The following is a 15,291-nucleotide window of genomic DNA, read 5'->3' as shown; positions in this document are numbered from 1 at the left end:
ATTTTATGGGATGTATTGTTGCACAATTTTAGTAACTTTTCCGTCCTGCACCGTCAGATGATACGGGAATACGGACAGATCAAGAATACGGGTATTCTCATACAACGATTCGAACTTGGATAATGTCACGGGTTCATTCCACTGAATGTCTGCGCCCTGCATCGTACCATCCCGATCATACAACTGCATCAACACTTCAGCATTGGCACTAACCTCAACCTGCTCCTGCTCTTTGCTGTCATTGACAATATAGTAACCATCTGGAGCACCGTCTATACCAGCTTCCGGATTGCGCTGTGCAAAAATCGCATCGGCTTCTTCACCCTGATACCAGCCAATCTTGTCCACTGTCATAAACAATTTGCCGTCTTCTATATGCATACCTTCAACATAGGCTGTAAACATCTCGGAGTTTGCAACTTGAGCTTCTTTCGCAGAAGGTTGTTGAGCGTCCGTACTACCTTGAGCATTCGCAGGGGTAAGTAAATATGTAGTCAGCACAATCATGCCAAGTAAAGCAACAACTGCACCGATCATTCCTAGTTTCCATTGTTTTGTCGCGTTCTTCATAGGTAACATCTCTCCTTAATATGAACGTTACTATTCCTTAACCGGAAGTCTTGCTTCTCAAACGCTCATGTGAACTATCGATTCCAACGTTCTTTCTTTTCCTATCATACTTCGAACAGGGATTATAAAAGTATCAGCCAGATTAAAAATAGTTACAATGTGCGTCATCACTCCTGTCTGTAGTCTCCGTAAACAGCAATAACCACTGAAGGCATCGCCATTCAGTGGTTATTTACTAAGGTGTGTCTTCTTTTAACTCAGGCAAGTGATACGTTGAAGGATGTCTGTGTCCCAAACATCTTGAAGTCCAAGCTGCCTAGTCCTGACGAATGGTCCAGACAACTAAGGAATCGAGGACGTCTTATTTGGCCTTCTGGCGCTTCTTTTATTTTGTAAGGAACATGAGACACGTTATTTGCCAAAATTTCTTAAAATTACGCTGTCAACGGCTGTTTATACCAATATAGCGTGTGTCCGATTCCTTAGATTGCTGCGGGACTTTCAAACCCCTGAATAAGACGTCACAGGTTCGTTAGCGCTCCCTGCTCTATGCCCTGCTCCAGACATGTTCAAGAGTTACGCTCCAGCTTTTGGCAGGTTTTTGGCAGGTTTGAAGACCAGCCCAAAGTATTTATGCTTACGCATACATGCTGATCTTAATGATTAGGTGTGGAGCTTTGCGCCAAACGAACGAGCATATGAGCCAGCATGTGACGTTCATCTTCCTTGCCGACATTCCACAGCTCCTGAAGCAATTTTTCTTCACGGTTACGGGGTTCTTCGTTAGCAGCCAGATGGTCAGCAACTTTCTCGGCAATTTTGGCCATCTGCTCCTCACTTAGTCCAATCGATTCTCCCATGGCAATTCGCTTACCCAGGTATTCTTTGAACGCATCAAAGTTCTGTAAAATCTGTTCTCTTTCTTCCGGCGCAATCTTCTCGATTGCATTGTCCACCTTGTCAGTTGAAACTTGGCCATCTTTATGGATTACATGATTTTCTTCATTCATTTGAATAACCTCCTGCATTATAGTTGTTTATTGGTTTTGAACTCTAAACTTAATACTCATTGGTTATCTATAATATAAACGTATTGCTGAAGTTTAATCAGTACGTTTAATTCTGTATATATCTTCTATATATGAGCAAGTACACGTTTCAAAAGAACTACAACGGTTAATCGTTTACATATACGTAACGGTGTTTGGATATGTTAATGAACACCTTACACCTTATACAATATCGAACCAGGAGGGATTTCCCATGCGTGATAAAACCAAACATGAGAAGACAAACGATGAGCTTGAACCAGGAGTGAATACCGTTATCCATCCAGACAAGAATAATCCCGGACCAACCGATATGATCGAAGGCGTGGTTGGTGATATCGTGGACAACATTCGCAAAGACTTCTCCCATGACTCGAAGGACAAGACGTCTTCTTCCAAGTCAACGGATTCATCAGACAAATAAGCGTAATTCCTTTTCTCCCTAGCAAAAGACAGCTCAAAAAGTCCTCCTGCCACATGTATGGCTTGGGAGGACTTTTTGGTAATGAATAATGGAACAATCAACCTCATATCTGGAGGTGCAATTCAACGTGAATCTTTTGTCATCTGCTGTAATGCTTTATGAATCCAGATGGCGGCAATGGAACCTTCACCCATCGCAACAGTTGCTTGTTCTGCGTGAAGTCCCAGATCCCCGGCTATCCACACATTCGTCGCTGCCTGTAAGGTCCGTGAATCAGCTTCTACATGTTTATTATCTGCGATTACAGCTCCAAGCTGCTCCGCCAATTCATAGTGCACTCGATTGCCTCCAAATGCGATAAACCCACGCTCAGACTCAAAAATCTGTCCATCTTCGGTCAGAACACCGGTGATATGGCCATCCTCAATCTGTTGTACTTCCTGAACAGCCGCTTCCAGATAACGAACTCCCGCCTCTTTCATGCTGCGATGAAGCTCTGCAGATATGGGAGCATGCTCATGATTAATATATAACAGATCATTCGTACGCTGAATTAAAATCATCGCCATATTGGCACCTGGTTCGCCAGATCCCAATAGTACCGTACGTTGATCCTGAATCTCATAACCATCGCAATCAGGGCAGACATACACCGTTCGGCCCAGCGTAGGGGTTAGACCCGGAATATCCGGAACTCTATCCGTGAGCCCCGTTGCCAATAACACGGTTTTGCTCCCATATTCAGATCCGGAAGTACCGAATAATTGAATATGTTCTCCCTTACGTTCCGCTTTAATGATACGGTCTTTCTCAAAAGATACACCAGTCCGCTCTGCCTGCATCCTGCCTCGGGCTCTGAGCTCCTCACCGGATACCCCATCGGGGAAACCGAGGATATTATGATAAGTCCGGCACAACGTCGATCTGCCTTCTCCCGCGTCAATTACCAACACCTCATGAGCTGAATAACGTCCAAGCTGAATGGCTGCCTGAAGCCCTGCGAGCCCTCCACCTACTATTATGCAATCAACCTCTCGCATGCTCCTTCTCCTCCTGAACTATATACATTGAACTAACAAATATTTACACTGGTCACTCCGATGACAGAACAACCTTCCGATCGCTGTTATCCCCAGATTTTTTAATACCTTTTACAAAGGGTAAATCCGGGGATAAGCGTATGCTTTCGATGCAGCTTTCTTTCAGAAAGCTTTTAGGCGAACACTTCGCTTCTTCAGGCTCTTTCTGTCCTCTCCGGTTTGTGTAAATGTTTAGCTCAATCTATATATATTTTGTCCTTATATACATTAAACCGTTCAGCCAAACTTAACGCGTCCTCATATTGCTTATCTTATACCAAAACGAACAGACCCAAACCATCCGGCAACATCCCGGTTCGCTTGAGTCTATCAGATTCATGAATATTTAGAAGTTATACGATTCAAATCGCGAAGCATTCGAGATGGCGTTCCATACATCCGCTGTTTCGCCGCCCATATACCAGTAAGCCAGTCCAGCGATTTGCCGTTGCTCACTCATTAACACTTTGGCCGATAAAGAACGACTGTCCTCTGCCCATATATATCTTGGCATACCATTACTGTTGTACCCGATAATATATTGAACCAGACTTGCATCCCATCGTCTTACAGATCCCGTAGCGTGCGCACGCATTCCTTGGTCTGCCAATGTAATGTCCCAAGAGCTGGTTGCTGGATTCAGGGAAGACCAGTCCCGTGTATACAGCGGAAGTGCCAAAATTGTTTTGGCACGTACCACCTCGGAAAGCATGGTATCCAAAGCCTTTTCCACCCATGGAAGAGACGCTACTGATCCTGCTTTCGGATCACCGTTCCAGTGTTCCTCGTATCCCATCAGCACCATATAATCGGATACAGCGCCCAGTTTGGCATAATCAAATGCATCCGTCCAATCAGTACCCAGGTCTGGCGAAACGTCCACGGACACTACAGCACCGAGTGCGTGCAACGTAGCCGTCAAAGAGGTCACAAATGCCGTCAGCCCTTCACGATCCGCAGGATCAACATTCTCGAAGTCCACATTAATACCGTCCAGTTTATAGGTTTTGACATAAGCGGCTACCTGTGAGATCACTGCCGCTCGGTTGGCCGAACTGGATAACATCTGATGGGTAAGTGCCGAATCCGAACGATTACCGAGCAATGGCCATAGCTGCCTGTCGGTGGCGGATGCCCAAGAGATCAATGCAGGGTCCGCGTGATCTGTTACTTTCATACTGCTATTCAGGAAAAACCAGCGTGGGACGAGCGTATTGACCTCAGATTGTTCCACTTGTTTCTTGAATTCAGCTGTAGTGGAGTTATATTGCCAGCCCAGCTGAACGCCAAGTTCATCCCCACGTTGTAACTGCTCAGACCATGTTTTCTTTTGTAAAATGGCATCGAGCATTACGGCTGCTTCTTCTCGCGTTACCTGGTCATGTGGTCGGAACACGCCTCCACTTCCCCGCATTAGTCCAAGTTGATATACCGTCTGAACATAAGGACGTGCCCAGTCCGAGATATCTGCTGCGTCGAAATACGTTGAAGATAAGAGCGAGGTCTCTACGGGTTGTTGTTTCAACATTCGCACAAGGAGGGCAGCCGCTTCTTCGCGCGTAATGGAAGCATTAGGCTGGAACGTTCCCTGACCCTTTCCCTCCAAAATAAAAAGATTCGTCATGGCGGCAACGTTCCCGTAATACCAAGCATTCATGCTTATATCCTGATAGGGATTAATATTATTTTTAACGGACTTCAAACCTAGTAATCTCACCGCAAACGTCGCAAATTCTGCACGAGTAACGGCTTTCTTCGGTTCAAACGTAGTCTCTGACGTACCGGCAGCAATGCCTTTGGCCACCAGATGTGTAATGGCATCCTTGGCATAACTGGTACGCGTATCCTGAAACTGTTGCTGCACGGTTGCGGCCTGGACGGTAGAGCTGTATCCAGCCAGCGATCCAAGTGTTAATAACCCGCATAAAGCCATTTTCCATATCCGTTGGTTCGTTATGTCTTTTAATCTATTATTCACATCAAAAAGCCTCGCTTCATTGGATTACGATCAACTATCATCGTATCAAATTGAAGCGAGGCCGTATGTGGTTAAATGTTGGGAAATGCGAAGCTTACTTGTGTACTTTTACGCGCTCTTCAATGGGTTGGAATTCTTTCTCACCCGGTGCTGCCGTTGGTTTACCAAATGGCATCTGAGCGATCAGTCTCCAGTTCTCAGGAATGTTCCATTCTTGCTTCACTTTCTCGTCAATCAACGGGTTGTAGTGCTGCAAAGATGCACCCAGACCTTCTTGCTCCAGAGCAGTCCAGATTACCAGTTGCAACATACCGTTGGATTGGTTAGCCCAGATTGGGAAGTTATCTGCATAAGCTGCAAAGTTTTGTTGAAGCTGTGCGATCGCATTGTTATCTTCGAAGAAGAGAACCGTACCATATCCGCTGCGGAATCCAGTCATTTTTTCTGCTGTGGATTTGAAGGCTTCTTCATTGCCTACTACTTCACGCAAAATTTCTTCTGTGTGATTCCACAATTTATCATGTTGTTCACCGAGCAATACAACGGCACGGGAAGTTTGTGAGTTAAAGGAAGTTGGTGTATATTTCACCGCTTCTTCTACGATTTCCTGGATTTTAGCATCCGAAATTGTAGATTCCTTGCTGATTCCATAATAAGATCTTCTGTTTTTCAACGCATCAAAAAAAGTTGTCATTCTTATTCGCCTCCCAAATTTTTTTTCAATTGCCAACATAGTAACTATAATATAGTAACCTACATTAGTCAACAAACTAATTTATTTTCACTAAATATACATTCACCGAAAATATTTCAACAAGTTTGCCCAAAACAACAATTGGAATTATCCTTCGCCCGTCTTTTTGCGATAATCCGCCCGGTATTTCTCTTCCGTAGACGAGTTGCTTTTTGTCTGATCTTTATTCTTCTCTTCCTGAGCCTCCATATTCAGATCTTCCATCGGAATTGGATCTACAGTCTGTTCTTCTTCATGTCGGTCAAGCAGACTTTCGTGCTCTGTCTTATATTGTTCAGGATTGTCATGGGATTGTTCCTGATGGGTATCGTTGTTATTCTGATCCGGTGTGCGCTGTTTCATTCATATTCGCCTCCTCTGGGTTCATTACCTTTCTTTACCTTTTCTACGTGTCCTCTAAACACAGTGGTATGCATTCCTCAAACAAAAATCAACAAAAAAAGCCAACCATACAAGCTGGTCAGCTCAAAGACGACTTCTATGATTGGCGATGCAATTGGGTACGGTACAGATCAGGCGAACATCCCACACTTTGTTTGAACATCCGACTAAAATGCGAAAGGCGTTTGAAACCGGACAATCGACTTGCTTCTGTCACGGTGATCTCAGGTTGAAACTGAAACAAAAGCTTCGCCTGATTGATGCGACGGTCATACAGGTATTTAAATATCGTCAAACCTGTCATTTCCTTGAACATACCTGCCAGATATGGCTTGGACAGATGTAATTCCAGTGCCAGATCATCCAGACCAATGTCCTTCATATAATGGGTATCCACATAACGAATAATGTGTTGGACATGCCGCTCCCTCTCCGATGAGGGAAGTTGTTCCTGGACATCACCCTGGCAGATCTCTGCTACAAAATACAACAGATCACACAGTCTGACATTCATTCGCTCTTGCCTGAAATTGCTCTGACTTTGAGACAGACGATGAAGATCATGTAATAGAGCTTCGAATTCAGAGCGGTTATCTCCCTTCAGATTGACCCGGCAATTTCTGAGTTCTTCAAATGGTCTCAGGACCTCAGCCATACGGTCCGGATGCAGGCTGCTGCGGATTGCAGACGGATCAAAATGCAGTGTGCTTCGCTCGTAAGCACTGCCTGGCTTCGGATGTGGTCGATGAAGGGTCAAGCCATGCATTAACACCAGATCACCCGGCTCCAGGTTATATACCCGGTCTCCTATGATATAGGTACATTCTCCATCATGAAAATAATAAATCTCATAATGTGGATGTGAATGGAATCCATCTGACTTGCCTGGGTTAAACGTGCTGGTGGATCGGTAACTATACTCCAGTGAAGCACTAAATTGCATCATGCTTGGCACATTCATGCACCTCCTGTTCGGAAGAGGGAAACGATTTGTGTCATGCCCCTGTAGGATATATGAAAGTGAAATTATAGAAGCTGTTTAATACTCTCTTGAATCTCGTCGATGGAGTCGATAGGTTCGAAGCGTCTGACCACACGACCCTCTGCATCAATCAGGAATTTCGTGAAATTCCATTTGATTGCATCGCCGTGTAACCATTCCGGTGCCTTCTCAGCCACCATTAATTTCAATAATTTGGCCTGTATATCTGTTTCATCAAAGCCAGCAAAAGGCCCTGATCTTTTCAAAAAATCGTAGAGCGGGTGCGCCGCTTCTCCATTCACATCCAGTTTGGAGAACATCGGAAATTTCACACCATAGTTAATCTGACAAAACGATTCCGCTTCCGAACTACTTCCAGGCTCTTGCTCTGCAAACTGGTTACACGGGAAACCAATAATCTGAAGCCCTTGATCCTTGTACTGGTCATACAGCTTCTGCATGTCATCAAACTGGTGCGTATATTTACATTTACTTGCCGTGTTTACGATGAGCACAGGTTTTCCTTCATATTGATAGAGCGGGAAACGCTCTCCACTGGTTCTGGTTACGGTAAAGTCGTAGATGGTTGGCATAAGTCTAGTGCACCTCGCGATAGTTATGTAGTCATACAGCATCATATGTCATTGTTAATTATATACGAAGTTTGAACTATTGTATCGGAGAAGATATTGATCGTTCAGATTAGACTCAGAGATATTTGAAAATATATCGATTACTCAACTGTTCTAATACTCATAACATATTTGGTTCTGGGCAGATACTTTATTTCCAGCGTTTTATCTCGATTTTCCCAGGCGATATCCCGAGTGTTAATCAATTCCATTTGATTTATTTCGATGGTTTGTTCTCTCCATTTCTTGCCCATGGATCCTATGTAGTTCGGTTTACCTGTTATTGTTTCGTAATCTTGAGAGAGATAAGGACCTATATCCTGGATACCCGACACTGTCTTAGGAGCAAATAATAATATCAAGCCAATACCGAAAATGATGCAACAGCACTTGAAAGATATTCGTTTTACGATGTTTTCTATTTGCTTCATGCCATGAAACAACCCCATACCGAGTGTAAATACTCCCATGATAACTCCAATCAAATTTAAAAAGATCCAACTAGGGAAAAAGGTTAAAAAGAACGAAGAAACACCAACCAATATAAAAACAATAAATATGATTATACTCAGCTTCAACAACATCCTCTTCCTTCAATTAAAATGTGTCCCATGACTCCCGATAAAATCACTGCAATGCTATATATATATCAATCTCATTATTGGAACTTTCCGGTTGATAACGCTCATCCCAAATTTCAAAATCATAATCTTTGGGTTCATGTCCCGTCTCACCCAGCCACTGTCCATATATATAATCATATGTATTACCAATCTCTGACTCAATTCCTCGATGCGTACACGTCACATACTGGCTGTCAGGGACGTCAAGACTTATCATCTCTGATGGGACGTTCTCCAAACTAGTTACTTCATATCCTATTAGATGTGTGAACTTATCAACCTTTGCATTAAAATCCTCGTTCACCGGGTAAATCTGCATCAACATGACGTTGTCATTTTTTAAATGTTGAAATTCATCTTTTCTCACAACAAGCTTATGATAGTGGCTCTTGCCCAAACCTGATTCAAACTCTTCTACCGTAGCTACGATTGAATATCCTACAACGCAAAAAGCGGGCAATGTGATCACTTTCATTTCCATGAGAATCTCCTCCAATTGATAAACTCAGATCATGGATTAATTCTCCCTTTCAACAGAAAACCCTTCTGCCGCGAAAATCTCTTCGTTCAGCAAAAGGGTTATTATATGGGATCACAGTGACAGCAGCTTCAGCCCTTCACGGCACTTCCGGCCACGCCCTGGATAATATAATGCTGTCCCACCAGAAAAACGATGATCATCGGAATAATGCCTGCCGTGGCAGCGGCCATCATACCGTTGTAGTCCACATTATTCTCCAGAATAAAGTTCTGCAGTCCGAGCGGCACAGTGTACAGGTCTTTGTCGATCAGGAACACGAGCGCATTCTCATAATCATTCCAGTGCCAGGAGAAATCGATGATCGCCAGGGTAGCCAGCGCAGGCTTTGCCAAGGGCAGAATCAGCCTGAAGAATATGCGCAGGTGACCGGCACCGTCGATGAATGCTGCTTCCGAAATCTCTGAAGGCACCGACAGGAAGAATTGTCGCAGCATAAACACGCCAAAAATCGTGAACATTCCAGGCAGGATCAATGCCCAGTGCGTATTATATATGCCGACCCATTCAAACATCAGGAACTTCGGTACAAAGAGTACCTGCGGTGGCACCATCATCATCGAGAGATAGATTAGGAACAATGTCTCCCGACCTTTGAATTGAATCCGTGCGAAGCCATAGGCTGCAAACGCCGAGAGAAATACAGCTCCGATCGTGCTAATAAGTGATATTTTCAACGAGTTCAGATAATAGGTTGCAAAGGTATCCACTCCGCTCCAGACCTTGATATGATGCTCCCAGTTCAGGCTGGAGGGTATCCACTGGATGGGGTAGGTAAATACGTCCGCAGGAGATTTGAACGATGTGCTGATCATCCAGATAAACGGCATAATCATCAGCAGGGCAAACCCGGACATCAGAATTGTCAATATGATTCTCCGAATCTGCGTCAAGGACTCCATGCGGACTTTAACTTTAGGTGAATGTGGGGCTGTGGGCTTCGCATTCGCGGAAATTTGTTTCTCCATAACGATCCCTCCTCTCCTAGTAGTGAACCCAACGTTTCTGACCAAGCCACTGCAATACAGTGAAGATCATGATGATGGCAAAGAGCGCCCAGCTAATGGCAGCAGCGTATCCCATCTCGTAGTAGCGGAAGGCATTCTGATAGATAAACAGCGACAGGACGGTTGTACTGTTCCCCGGCCCACCCTGTGTAATCGCTTGAATGATACCAAAGTTCTTGATCGTCATAATCAGTCCTGTAATCAGCAGCAAAAAGGTCGTTGGGCTCACAAGCGGCCAAATCACTTGGCGTATCGTCTGCCAAGGACGGGCTCCATCAATCCGTGCTGCCTCAACCAATTCCTCCGGGATTTCCTGCAAAGCTGCCAGATAAATAATCATGTTGTAACCCAGCATGAACCAGATCCAGATGATATCAATCGCATACATGGACCATTCGGTTGTTGATAACCAGCCGGGAGGGTTCGTAATACCGATTCCGCGCAAGAAGCCATTAATCGGTCCCGACGTTGGCTGGAACAGCAGCATCCAGACAAAGGCGATGGCAACGCCGCTGGTGATATAGGGCATAAAATAGAGAGCACGCAGCGTTTTTTGCCAATACACCGACTTGTTCAGCGCCACCGCCACGATAAATGCCAACCCCATCGATACCGGAACCGCTAACAGAAATACAAATGTATTTCGCAGCGCCACGCCAAACAGATCATCATTCAACATCCGGCGGATATTGTCCAGCCCGACGAAATTCGTCTCCGGGCTCATGAATTTGTAATCAGTGAACATGAGATAGAACGAATAGACAGCCGGTATAATAAAAAACAACAGCACGCCAATCATATTGGGCCCAATAAACAGATACCCGAGTCTGCTCTGCCGTTTCATCCAGGATTTATGCATATGCTCCCCCACTCCTTAACATCTGTTCTGGAATTAAGCATAACAAGATGTCCTCTAACATTTAAGGAACATAACCCTGTACCTGATATCACAGATATATGTATTTCGGCAGTGACTTTCGGGAGAGAAATAACATGGAATTGTTCTATTGCTTATATAGAAAAAACCGCCCCATTGGGACGGCCTTTGGACTCATTGCTTTTGCAATCTATTGATTCTGCTTCAGCCAGTCATTATGGCGTTTGACCATGTTCTGTACCGTAACTTCGGCAGTCTGGTTACCGAGGAAGAACTTTTCATACTCCTGTGCACGCAGATCGACGACTTCCTGCGCAATGCTGCGGACAAACGTAGGTGTCTCGTCACCGTACAACACAAATTCCAGAGACTCTTTATCATAAGAATCGGCATAATCGCCCAGCAGATGATCGATCGCAGTCTGTTGATCAACCGCATTGGAGGAAGGCAAACGTCCACCCGCAGCCATCGGCATCATTCCTCCATCGGCGTACCATTTCAGGAACTCCCATGCGGCTTCTTTATTTTTCGACTTGGAATTGATCGCAATAAAGTCACCAAGTCCTCCACTCTTCACCATATCTGCTTCTTGTGCAGCCAGTCTTGGTACAGGGGCAAAGGCGATTTTCCAATCCCGAGGGAACTCGGTCATGTTGTTTGATGTGCGGATCAGCCATTCGCCGATATTAATCATGGCAGACTCACCGCCAAGGAACATGTTTTCCACCGGCATTTTGGAAGTCAGCTGTTCGCCAAGTGGTGGCGTGGTTGCATCCTCTTTCATCATTCCGTTCAACGTCTCCAGCCATTTGGTAACGAGTGGATCATCGAGGTTGGAAGTACCGTCTGCCTTAACATACCCGTTCTTCACCAGAACGGAATCGAGCGGGTCTACATAGGAAGCGGTATGCTGCACCAATCCGTACTTGAAGCCAGCTGTCTTCAGTTTGAGTGCATATTCACGGGCTTCTTCCCATGTCCAGGCTTTCGGTACACTCAGTCCTGCCTGATCAAGCGCTTTCATATTTAAAGCGAAGAAGGCAGCGTTTTTCTTAGTTGGCATTCCATAATATTTGCCGTCCACTTTCCAGGAAGCCGCATCTTCACCCATTTTCTCATCAATGTTGTAGTCGGTGAACTCGCCCAGATCCAGTGCTGTACCGCCCTTGATGCGTTTATCCAGATTTGTAAGCGTATAGTTGACGTACAGGTCAACGTTCTGCCCGGTGGACAGCGCCGTATCCAGCTTCAGGTTGCCATCATCGTCATTCACAAACCGCACATATTCCACCTGAATATCAGGATGCTCCGCATTCCAGGTATCCACCACTTCCTGTGGACCATTCTCGGGCGGCACCGCGCCCCACATGGTGAGCTTCACTTTTCCCCCTGCCGCTCCACCTCCGTTATCTCCACCGTTCGTTTCATTTTTACCAACACAGCCGGCAAGCAAGCCCAGCATCAGCGCACCTACGATTAACCCGGTTAATCCTTTTTTGATTCTCATCTGGTCACATGACCTCCCTGAATTGAAGTGTACCTTCCGTTACATCGTAGCAGGGACCTTGCTGGGTTCATAAGATACATATCCATGATTCGGATTGAACAAAAATACGGATTTACTTGTGCTTGCCTGAGCACTCGGTACACATATTCCTTCTACTCATCCTGTGAGTCACGAACGATGGCGATACTGGCTGGGCGTGCAACCGGTCCAACGCTTGAATATTTTAATGAAATAATTATCACTTCCGAACCCTACCCGGTAACCAATCTCCTGTACAGGAAGATCCGTCTCGCGCAAGTATTCAGCCGCTTTCTCCATCCGTACCCCATGCAGGTAGTGAATCAGGGTATGGCCGGTTTTCTTTTTGAACAAAGCACTCACATAATTCTCACCCATCATCACATATCGTGACATGGATTTGACGGTGATGTCCTGGTCGTAATGCTGTCCGATGTATTGAATTATTTTGTTAATCTCCGGATGTTTCACAATCGGCTCACGAACAGGTGTAAATGGAAGATCCGTATCAGACGGGGGCGCAGAAGAGACCGTGAGAGAATTAGGCAAATCAGGCGTTGATGTGAGAACCGGTGTGGAAGGTGGCACTTCATGATGATCTGTCTCTGTCCGGGCTTCAGTTGAAGCTCCCAGTTCTGCACTTACTTTACGGAGTGTATCACGCAGTGAATTCACACTCATGGACAGTTTCAAAATATAATTGGAAGCCCCGTATTCCATTGCACGGCGTACATATTCGAACTCCCCCATACAGGTGAGCATGACAAATTTGGTTTTTAACCCGGCCTGACGGGTCTGTTTGAGTAATTCCAGACCATCCATACCTGGCATGACAATATCGGTCAGTACCAGATCCGGTGTATCCTGTATAATCATCGCCAGCGCTTCGGTCCCGTTACCGGATTCTCCGATGACCGTGAAACCCAGCTCTTCCCAGGAAATAATCTCTCGTACCGACTCACGTACAAATACTTCATCTTCCACAAGTAATACCTTCCACATTCCAGATTCCCCTCTCCAGTCCTCTAGTCTGACCGCTTCTGTAAGTAAGGCGTCGACAATAAAAAAGGAATGCTGAACCTCACTAATGTCCCTGGTTGATTATCAATCACTTCAAGTTCACTTTGGCCTTTGAACAATAATCGCAATCGTTCCTTAAGGTTAGACAGACCAATCCCCGGACGTGTGCGGGTCATCTGCTGACGCCGGGATTCCTCCATTCCAATTCCGTTGTCTGCCACCTCCAGCATCAGCTTTCCTGTGTCTTGCCTGTAAATTCCGATGCGGATCTGACCAAGCTGCTCCAGTGGCCCGACACCGTGGTGAATGGCATTCTCCACCAGTGGCTGCAAGCTCAGTTTGGGCACGAGCGCATATTCCAGTTTATCGTCAAATTCACAAGTCACCTCAAAGCTATCGCGGTAACGAATCCGCTGAATATGAAGGTAGGCTTGAACCAACTCAATCTCATCCTTCAGGTATACCAATTCGACCTGTGAATTCAGGCTGACCTCCAGTAATTTGCCCAAGGAAACACACATCTCGGAGATTTCTTCATTCCCGCTGCGGATCGCACTCCATTTCATTGTATTCAATGTATTCAGGAGAAAGTGCGGATTCATCTGGGCGAGGAGCATATGAAAATGTACCGCTTCCTTCTGGCGTTCTTCCGCCTTGAGTCTGGCGATCATCTGATTCGCATCATCCAGCATGGTATTGAACGTACGGGTCAGTTCCAGCACTTCTCCGCGGCTGCGGCCTTCAGGGATACGGACCTTGAGGTTTTTGCGTACAACCTCCTTCATCTGGTTCTGCAGATGTGATAAAGGCCGAGTGAATGTCGCCGAGATCATAAAGGCCATCAGTACAAATGCTGCTGTGAAGCCAAAAAACGTTAAAAAATAGCGCTGCTTAAGCCCCGATATCTCCGTAAACAACACAGCTAGTGGAATACGATTTACCATGTACCAGTCCAGTGACTCGATGTATACGTAGTTAATCAGCGTATCTGAATCATTATCCGTCAGATAGGCCTCTGCCGGATGAAGTGCAATTTCCCGGGTCACGTCTGGGGAAAGTACCGCTTTTTCGGACGAGCGGGCAATCGTTTCCCCATTGCCAGTAATCAGGAAATACTCCTGATTGCTCTGCGAATCCTTCAGCATAGACTGAAACCAGTACGAATAATCGATGCTGATCCGTGCCATTCCGTACCTTTTGCCGCCACTGTCCTTCATATACGCATAGAGGGACAACAGATACGGGCTGGAGGATAGCTCCCGCAGGACATGGTTGGTATCCCGGGCATCCCAGCGGTAGAGCAACTCTTCTGATGGAAACGAGTTTGAATCAGTGTTGCCCTTGATGAAGGTCATTTCTCCAAGATGCTTGCGAAATTGTTCCCGATAAGGGCCATAGGCCAGAGCTTTTTTGGGCAAATACGAAGTGTAAACGTTATCATGAAAATCTAACAGTGTGAAGTACACGGAAGGATTATATAGAAAAAAGCTGTTGTTGATCATCTTGAACTTCTCTTCCACCAACGACTTGTTCTCAAGCGGAGAACGATTGTCTGGAGAAGTCAGGACGTTTCTTACGGCTGAATCCTGTTCCAGAAAAATCAGGGTTTTGAATGCAATACTCATCTGGTCCTCCAGAGAACCATACATCTGCACCAGTTGCTCGTGGCTCTGTTCGCTGATTTTTTGCTCAACCAGAGATTCGATCTGTCCATAGTTGTAGACATTAAGTACGCTGAATGGCAGCAGAATCAACACCACAAACGCACCAAACAGCCGATACCTGAGCTTATGCGGCAAAAAGGTCTTCCAGTCGGGCTTTGTCATCCCCTCAGCGCTCCCCCTGCAATTAT

The 15,291-nt window shown here is 45.5% G+C and carries 16 protein-coding genes; 1 reads left to right on the top strand and 15 read right to left on the bottom strand.

Features of this window, described 5'->3' with window-relative positions; all coding sequences use genetic code 11:
* Window positions 1-3 precede the first annotated feature (3 nt).
* Both MHI12_RS12240 and MHI12_RS12235 read right to left on the bottom strand, forming a co-directional pair.
* Window positions 4-570 carry a hypothetical protein gene (locus tag MHI12_RS12240; RefSeq protein WP_036609022.1) on the bottom strand — a complete coding sequence of 189 codons (567 nt, stop codon included), beginning with the start codon at window positions 568-570 and terminating at the stop codon, window positions 4-6.
* Window positions 571-1,226: 656 nt separating this feature from the next.
* The gene (locus MHI12_RS12235; RefSeq protein WP_091031537.1) at window positions 1,227-1,580 is read right to left on the bottom strand and encodes a DUF3243 domain-containing protein; all 354 of its coding nucleotides are present in this window, start codon (window positions 1,578-1,580) and stop codon (window positions 1,227-1,229) included.
* Between the two features lie 253 nt (window positions 1,581-1,833).
* On the opposite strand from MHI12_RS12235, the gene MHI12_RS12230 reads away from it, so the two are divergent.
* Window positions 1,834-2,043: a hypothetical protein gene (locus MHI12_RS12230; RefSeq protein WP_405172489.1), complete on the top strand. Its 210-nt coding sequence runs from the start codon at window positions 1,834-1,836 to the stop codon at window positions 2,041-2,043.
* Window positions 2,044-2,165: 122 nt separating this feature from the next.
* Here MHI12_RS12230 and MHI12_RS12225 read toward each other — a convergent pair whose 3' ends face one another.
* From MHI12_RS12225 to MHI12_RS12165, 13 genes are all read right to left on the bottom strand, one after another.
* A complete protein-coding gene (locus MHI12_RS12225) occupies window positions 2,166-3,083 on the bottom strand; it encodes an NAD(P)/FAD-dependent oxidoreductase (RefSeq protein WP_405172488.1) in 918 nt (305 codons plus the stop codon).
* 385 nt (window positions 3,084-3,468) lie between these two features.
* Window positions 3,469-5,100: an S-layer homology domain-containing protein gene (locus MHI12_RS12220; protein ID WP_405172487.1), complete on the bottom strand. Its 1,632-nt coding sequence runs from the start codon at window positions 5,098-5,100 to the stop codon at window positions 3,469-3,471.
* Window positions 5,101-5,194: 94 nt separating this feature from the next.
* A complete protein-coding gene (locus MHI12_RS12215) occupies window positions 5,195-5,794 on the bottom strand; it encodes a nitroreductase family protein (protein ID WP_036670536.1) in 600 nt (199 codons plus the stop codon).
* A 147-nt stretch (window positions 5,795-5,941) separates the two neighbouring features.
* The gene (locus tag MHI12_RS12210; protein WP_211081408.1) at window positions 5,942-6,196 is read right to left on the bottom strand and encodes a hypothetical protein; all 255 of its coding nucleotides are present in this window, start codon (window positions 6,194-6,196) and stop codon (window positions 5,942-5,944) included.
* Between the two features lie 136 nt (window positions 6,197-6,332).
* Window positions 6,333-7,196, bottom strand: a complete 864-nt coding sequence (locus MHI12_RS12205; RefSeq protein ID WP_036609035.1) for an AraC family transcriptional regulator — start codon at window positions 7,194-7,196, stop codon at window positions 6,333-6,335.
* A 65-nt stretch (window positions 7,197-7,261) separates the two neighbouring features.
* On the bottom strand, window positions 7,262-7,810 hold the full coding sequence (locus MHI12_RS12200) for a glutathione peroxidase (RefSeq protein WP_076216217.1): 549 nt from the start codon (window positions 7,808-7,810) through the stop codon (window positions 7,262-7,264).
* 140 nt (window positions 7,811-7,950) lie between these two features.
* Window positions 7,951-8,427, bottom strand: coding sequence for a hypothetical protein (locus MHI12_RS12195; protein ID WP_405172486.1), 477 nt, complete (start codon window positions 8,425-8,427; stop codon window positions 7,951-7,953).
* A 49-nt stretch (window positions 8,428-8,476) separates the two neighbouring features.
* On the bottom strand, window positions 8,477-8,953 hold the full coding sequence (locus tag MHI12_RS12190; protein WP_405172485.1) for a GyrI-like domain-containing protein: 477 nt from the start codon (window positions 8,951-8,953) through the stop codon (window positions 8,477-8,479).
* A 128-nt stretch (window positions 8,954-9,081) separates the two neighbouring features.
* Window positions 9,082-9,912: a carbohydrate ABC transporter permease gene (locus MHI12_RS12185; RefSeq protein WP_405172977.1), complete on the bottom strand. Its 831-nt coding sequence runs from the start codon at window positions 9,910-9,912 to the stop codon at window positions 9,082-9,084.
* Between the two features lie 82 nt (window positions 9,913-9,994).
* Window positions 9,995-10,876: a carbohydrate ABC transporter permease gene (locus tag MHI12_RS12180; protein ID WP_036670532.1), complete on the bottom strand. Its 882-nt coding sequence runs from the start codon at window positions 10,874-10,876 to the stop codon at window positions 9,995-9,997.
* Between the two features lie 208 nt (window positions 10,877-11,084).
* Window positions 11,085-12,401 carry an ABC transporter substrate-binding protein gene (locus MHI12_RS12175; protein ID WP_341007038.1) on the bottom strand — a complete coding sequence of 439 codons (1,317 nt, stop codon included), beginning with the start codon at window positions 12,399-12,401 and terminating at the stop codon, window positions 11,085-11,087.
* Between the two features lie 168 nt (window positions 12,402-12,569).
* The gene (locus MHI12_RS12170) at window positions 12,570-13,421 is read right to left on the bottom strand and encodes a helix-turn-helix domain-containing protein (protein WP_405172484.1); all 852 of its coding nucleotides are present in this window, start codon (window positions 13,419-13,421) and stop codon (window positions 12,570-12,572) included.
* A 23-nt stretch (window positions 13,422-13,444) separates the two neighbouring features.
* Window positions 13,445-15,265, bottom strand: coding sequence for a sensor histidine kinase (locus MHI12_RS12165; RefSeq protein ID WP_405172483.1), 1,821 nt, complete (start codon window positions 15,263-15,265; stop codon window positions 13,445-13,447).
* Window positions 15,266-15,291: the final 26 nt, after the last annotated feature.

Source organism: Paenibacillus sp. FSL H8-0280, assembly GCF_045040665.1.
GTDB lineage: Bacteria > Bacillota > Bacilli > Paenibacillales > Paenibacillaceae > Paenibacillus > Paenibacillus xylanexedens_A.
Note: the sequence above shows the minus strand (reverse complement) of the source record. Positions and strands in the feature narration are given on the sequence as shown.